The sequence below is a fragment of the Ramlibacter sp. AN1133 genome (genome assembly GCF_037890035.1).
Taxonomy (GTDB): domain Bacteria; phylum Pseudomonadota; class Gammaproteobacteria; order Burkholderiales; family Burkholderiaceae_C; genus Ramlibacter.
In genome coordinates, this window is record NZ_JBBKTQ010000043.1 from 23,143 (window position 1) to 29,142 (window position 6,000).

A 6,000-nucleotide genomic window follows, 5' to 3' on the forward strand; every position below is an offset into this window, starting at 1 on the left:
GACGACAATCAGATGAGGCAGCGGCCTGCGGCGACGCTCTTGCGCGCGCGGCGGCACTTGCGAAAATCAGCGCGGCAAAGGAGCGACTGGTGAGCGAGCGTTACGCAGCCCTGCTGGCCGAGTGGAAGACCACCGACCGCCTCGCGCGCGAGGCCGAGCGGGCCCTGGGCGAACGCTATTCGCAGTTCCTCGAAGGGGCAGCGGCCGAGCCGACCGAATGGGAACGGCACCAGGTGCACGTGCTGCAGGAGCGCGCCCGCGCCAGGCTCAAGGCCGCGCTCGAATACGTGGCGAGCACCGGCCCGGGCCGCGCCCGCGCACCGGGGGACCGAGGGCCTGCGTCGAACTGAGGGCCTGCGTCGAACTGAGGGCTGGCGGAAGCGGTGAGATTCGAACTCACGAACGGTTGCCCGTTGCCGGTTTTCAAGACCGGTGCAATCGACCACTCTGCCACGCTTCCGGAACGCGCGATTCTAAGTCGCCAGGATGCGATGCTGCGCCGCCAGATGGGCCCGTCCCGCCTCGAGCAGGGACATGAAGCTGGAGCGGGCCTCTAGGCCTTGCCGCCTTCGGCCAGCCACCACACCGGCAGCTGCGTGCAGTCGGCGCCGTCCAGCCCGCGCTGGGCGGCGCGCTCGAAGTTCGCCAGGGTCGCGGCGGTCAGCGGCAGCGCGCGGCCGTGCGCGCGGCCTTCCTCCAGCATCGCCGCCATGTCCTTGCGCATGGTGGCCACGTCCACCGTCACCGCGGCGCCCGCCTCGCCGGCCAGGGCCTGCGCGATCATGCCGCCGCGCACCTTGAGCATGTTGGGCCCGCCGGAGGAATCGGCCAGGATGTCGATCACGCGCTTCGGATCCAGCCCGAGCGGCTGGATGAGCGACAGCGCTTCGCCCAGCGTCTGCCAGTAGACCATCAGCGGCAGGTTCACCGCGAGCTTCATCGTCTCGCCGGCGCCGTGCGCACCGACGTGCTCCACGCGCTTGCACAACTGGTCCAGCACCGGCTTCGCGCGGGCGAGATCCTGTTCGGCCCCGCCCACGAAGGCGATCAGCTTGCCTTCCTTCGCCGGGCCCACGCTGCCGCCGACGGGGCACTCGAGGTAGGCGGCACCGACTTCGGCAGCGCGGCGCGCCATTTCCTGCTGCTTGGCCGGCGGCACGGTGCTCATGTCGATGAACAGCGTGCCGCTGCCGCGCGCGGAGAACAGGCCAGCGTCGCCGCTGTACACCTGGTCGAGCGCCGCGCCGTCGGTGAGCATGGAGATCACGATCTCGCTGGCTTGCGCCAGCGCGCGCGGGGTCGCGGCCCAGGCCATGCCTTCCTGCAGCAGCGCCTGCGCCCGGGCCGGGGTGCGGTTCCAGACCCCCAGCTCGTGTCCGAGCGAGGCGAGGCGGCGCGCGATGGCGCTGCCCATCTTGCCGGTGCCGGCGATCCCGATGCGCATGCGGACTCCTTGGTGGCGAGCCGGGCATGCTAGCCGGCGCTCGCACGGCCGGCCTAGGTGGAAATCAGGAGTGCGCCGGCTTCAGCGGTCTTCGCCCTCGCCGGCGCCGGCGTTGTCGGGCCGGAATTCGCGCACCTGCAGCCGGCTGCCGTCCCAGTAGCCTTCGGCGCGGATCGCGTCGCCCACCGCCGGCAGGGCGCCTTGCGCGGGCAGCACCAGGTCGAAGCTGCGGCCGTCGCGCGCGAGCAGGCGCGCCGTGCGGCCGGCCGCATCCACGGACTGCACGGTGCCCCTCAGTTCCAGCACCGCCCGCTCCGGCGGCACGCCGGGGAAGGTGACGCGCTGCGCGGCCACGCCGGCCGCGGCCTGCGCACCCTGCACCTCGACATACGTGCCCACCGTGAGGTTGGCTGCGCTGCCGCCGACGAACTGCGCGGCGGAGGCATCGACCGTCTGGCCCCGCACCACGAAGGTCGCGGTGCCCACGCTCGTGATCGAGCCCCGCAACTGCGCGGTGCGGCCGCCCTGCGGCAGTGCCTCGATGCGCGCGGCATCGGCGCGGCGGCTGTCGCTGCCGCGCGAGCGGCCCTGGATGGTGAGGTAGCTGCCTTCGCGCACGGCATCCCGGTCCTGCTGGGTGAGCGTGGACAGGTCCACTTCCACGCCTTGCACCGAGGCGCGGCCGTCGGGCAGCAGGTGCACGGCGCCGCTCACGCGCAGCGAGGACGCAGCCGCGGACGGCGCGAGCAGCGCCACCGCGGAGGCCTGCCACGTTGCGGGCAACTGCGCCGTCCATGGCACCACGGCGATCACCGCGGTGCCGGCGCCCAAGGCAGGCACGTTCGCGGCGCCCGACACGTCGAGCGGCCGGCCGGCGAGCAGCAAGGTGGTGCCGGCGCCCTGGCGCAGCGTGCCCGTCACGCGCGCCGGCAGCGCGCCCACCGCCGCAAGTTTCTCGATGCGCGTGGCGCGCAGCAGGTCGGTGGTGCCGTCGCTCGCCTGCAGCACGCCGTAGACCTGCACCGCATCGCCGGGCTGCATGTCCGCGATGCCGGCGAAGCCGGAGAAGACCGTGACCGGCCCGCGGTCCGGATCCGTGTTGATCACCGCCGGGTGGCCCCACACCGTGAAGCGGCCGGTGGCCGCGTTCACGCCGGCCACCGAGCCCACCAGCTGCGATTCGATGCGCACGCGCGTCGGCGTGCCCGCGGCGTCCAGGTCCAGGTAGGCGTACTGGCCGATGTGCAGGTCCGCCAGCGCCAGCGCGTTGCTGCGCACCAGGTCGGGCCGGCTTTCCAGCACCGCCTGGCTCTCGTCGAAGCGCGTGTCCTCCACCACCACGCTGCCCAGCCCCGTGACGGTGCCGGCCACGATGCCCGTGCCGCCCGTGCCCACCCCGCCGCCGCCATTGCCGGCGAAGTCGGTGCCGCCTCCGCAGGACAGCAGCAAGAGCGTGGACAACACGGCCAGCAGGCGGTGCAACGGCTTCATGGTTCTTCATCCCTTGGAGAATCGTCTGGCGGGTCCGGCAGCGCCGGCTCCCAGGGCCCGGACCAGAAATAGCTGCCGAAGCGCACGCGCATGCGCGCCTCGGGCAGTTCCCGGTCGGCCTCGTAGAGGCGCGAGGCCTCCTCGATCATCTCGTTGCGCGTGCGCACCCACAGCGAGCGCGCGAGGGCCTGCAGGCGCTCGGCCGAGGCGGCCGTGATGCCGGCGGCGAACACGCTCTGCTCCAGCGTCGGCGGTCCGCCGAGCACGTTGGAGACGGCGGCCGTGGCATGGTCCGCGAGGTTCGCCGCGAGCAGGTCCAGCGCCTCGCGCGAGCCCGCCGGCGGCACGAAGTCGGAGCCGGGAACGACGATCTCGCCGCCGTCCTGGATCTCCACGCTGGCGATCCCGAGGCGGATCAGCTCCTGCAGCACGGTGAACGGATGCACGTCGTGCGTGACGGTGCGCACCAGCGCCTCGAATGAAGGCGCGGCCCCGGTGCGCGCGAGCGCGCGCGGCCGCCCTTCGGCGTCCAGGTACTCCGCCTGCGAGATCCAGCGCGCGAAGACGCGGGCGCTGAGGGCGACGGGCCGGGCGGCGGCGGGCGGGCGGCCGCCCAGGCGCCAGTTGCGCACGTCCTTGCGGTGCACGCCGGAGAGCAGGCTGATGGCCGAATCGGTGCCCGCCTGCCCCGACCGTCCGATTTCCGCCACGGCCTCCTCGATGAACAGCCACTTCAATTCGGCGGCCAGTCGCGGGTAATCGATGCCGCTGCGCAACAGCATGCGGATGGCCGGACGCAGCACGGCCGCCACCGCCTGCACCACGTCATCCGGGGGCAGGGACGCTGGCACGGGGCCTGCGGCCTCGAGCGCGACGATCTTGGGCTTGCGTGGCATGCGGGACAGGTGCGAGCCGCGGAAGCATAGGCCTCCGCACTTTTGCGAATGGTAACCGTCCTTTTGGTTGCATGGTAATTTTTCCCATGTAATTCTCCGTCCCGGACGCGGAGGGATCCGCGCCATCCAACAGGAGAGATGCACATGAAGAAATTCGAAGTCGGGGCCTGGGCCACGCAGCGAGCGCTGCCGGTCGCCCTGGCCATCGCCGTGTCCGCCGTCCTCACCGCCTGCGGCGGCGGCGGCGGGGACGAGCCGGCGGCGCCTGGCGCGCCGGCAGCCACGTCCACCACGTCCTCGGGCGTGATCACCGCCTTCGGTAGCGTGTTCGTCAACGGGCACCGCTTCCATACCGAGAGCGCCCGCGTCATCGACGACGACACCGGCGCGGTCACCAGCGGCGCCACCGGGCTCGAAGTGGGCATGGTGGTCGACGTCAAGCACCATGGCCGCGGCACCGACGACGAAGCCGATGCCGACGAACTGCACGTGCACCCGCTGGTGCGCGGCTTCGTCGACGCGACCGATGCCACGGCGGCGACGCTGACCGTGATGGGCCAGAAGGTGCAATTGAGCTCCGGCACCAGCTTCAGCGACCGCCGCGCCTGCGTTTCCGCGGCCACCTCGCCCTGCACCCCCATCAGCACCGCCGACGGCCTGGTCGCCACCACGGTGGGCGGCACCCCGACGGCCACCACCACGCCGGGCAGCTACGTCACGGTGCATGGCTTCCTGTTCGACGGCCCCAGCACCGACGTGGTCGCCACGCTGGTCTCCGTGAGCGACGCGCCCACCGGCGGCTCGCCCGCCTCGTTCAAGGCCGAAGGCGTGGTGACCGTCACCGGCGGCACCGCCACCAGCACCGTGAGCATCAACGGCCTCAAGCTGGACCTGTCGAAGGCGACCTGCCGCGCGGGCGGCGCCACCGTCAGCTGCGCCAACGCCTTCGCCAGTGGCCAGGTCGTCTCCGCCGGCTCCGCCACCGCACCCGCGCTGCCGGCCACCGTGCTCGTCGCCGATTTCGCGCGCAAGGCCAGCAAGCTGCCGGTCGAACAAGCGGGTGCGACGATCGAACTGGAAGGCATCGTGTCCTCCGTGAGCGGCACCACCACCTTCACCGTGCGCGGCGTGGTGGTCGATGCCTCGGGCCTGCCCGCCGGCACGACGCTGCCCAAGGTCGGTGACGAAGTGCGCGTGCTCGGCACCCTGTCCGCCGACGGCACCACGGTCAAGGCCACGAGCCTGCGGACCGAGGACGAAGCCGAGGAGTCCAAGTTCGCGCTCAAGGGCCAGGCCGGCACGGTCACGGCCGCCGGCACCAACACCTTCACGGTGTCCATCCTCGGGCAGGACGTGACGGTGAACGCCAAGACGCGCCTGAAGGACGTGTCGATCCTCGGCTGGGAGCGCCGCGACCCGACCGCCACGCCGTTCAACATCACGACCTTCCAGAGCTACCTGAATGCGAGTGCCTCCAAGAGCGTGCTGGTGATCGCGGAGCCGGGCACCGGCGGAGCGCTGGTCGCCAAGTCGCTGACGATCCTGCCGTCGTCCACCGTCGCCGCGATCTCGGGCGTGGTCGACGCCACGCCGGCGCCGGTCAACAGCACCGTCACCGGCACGGCCACCGTGTTCTTCGTGCACGGCGTGAAGGTGAGCGCCGACCCGGCCGCCATCCGCACGGCGCGCAACGGCACGGCGACCGTCGCTGCCGGCGACCAGGTGGTGGTGGTGGGCACGCTCACCGGCTCCACGATCGTGGTCGGCCCGACGCCCACCGGCAACAACCGGGTGCTCGACCTCGGCGTGCTGCGCGAAGGCGAAGGCGACGACGACGGCCACCAGCGCCGCAACCGCGGCATGTTCTGACCCTCGGGACCGCCCGGGGCAAGCCCGGGCGGGGTCTCTTTGCGGGCCCTTCGGGGCCCATTTTTTTTGGTTCGCCACCGAATTGCGCGAGACCAGCCACCATTGCCAAGTCGAGGTTGTCGAGATGGTTGATCGGCGACTGACAACCGTCTAGGGCCCGTGTTCGGTGGATGTCGCGCCGCTCGGGCCGGACCAGCCCGTGGCTGTCCGTCTCAGCGACTGTCCCCCGGCGCGGATGGGATCCGTTGCCCGTGCTGGCTCCGCGCCCGCGCCTCCTCCTTGATGTCGCTGAGCCGGACA

Annotated in this window: 5 protein-coding genes and 1 tRNA gene; 2 read left to right on the forward strand and 4 right to left on the reverse strand. The window is 72.0% G+C overall.

The window, feature by feature from the left end:
- Window positions 1-89: 89 nt before the first annotated feature.
- Complete coding sequence (locus tag WG923_RS29815) at window positions 90-350, forward strand: hypothetical protein (RefSeq protein WP_340354672.1); 261 nt, start codon at window positions 90-92, stop codon at window positions 348-350.
- 22 nt (window positions 351-372) lie between these two features.
- Here WG923_RS29815 and WG923_RS29820 read toward each other — a convergent pair.
- The 4 genes from WG923_RS29820 to WG923_RS29835 all read right to left on the reverse strand — a co-directional run bounded on the left by WG923_RS29820 (window position 373) and on the right by WG923_RS29835 (window position 3,831).
- Window positions 373-460 (reverse strand) — tRNA-Ser (locus WG923_RS29820).
- A 93-nt stretch (window positions 461-553) separates the two neighbouring features.
- On the reverse strand, window positions 554-1,444 hold the full coding sequence (locus WG923_RS29825) for an NAD(P)-dependent oxidoreductase (protein ID WP_340354673.1): 891 nt from the start codon (window positions 1,442-1,444) through the stop codon (window positions 554-556).
- Between the two features lie 81 nt (window positions 1,445-1,525).
- A complete protein-coding gene (locus WG923_RS29830) occupies window positions 1,526-2,935 on the reverse strand; it encodes a DUF5666 domain-containing protein (protein WP_340354674.1) in 1,410 nt (469 codons plus the stop codon).
- Window positions 2,932-3,831, reverse strand: coding sequence for a DUF6502 family protein (locus WG923_RS29835; RefSeq protein ID WP_340354675.1), 900 nt, complete (start codon window positions 3,829-3,831; stop codon window positions 2,932-2,934). The genes WG923_RS29830 and WG923_RS29835 overlap by 4 nt, the downstream gene beginning before the upstream one ends.
- 144 nt (window positions 3,832-3,975) lie before the next feature.
- Here WG923_RS29835 and WG923_RS29840 point away from each other — a divergent pair, with 144 nt between their 5' ends.
- Window positions 3,976-5,700 carry a DUF5666 domain-containing protein gene (locus WG923_RS29840; protein ID WP_340354676.1) on the forward strand — a complete coding sequence of 575 codons (1,725 nt, stop codon included), beginning with the start codon at window positions 3,976-3,978 and terminating at the stop codon, window positions 5,698-5,700.
- Window positions 5,701-6,000 lie beyond the last annotated feature (300 nt).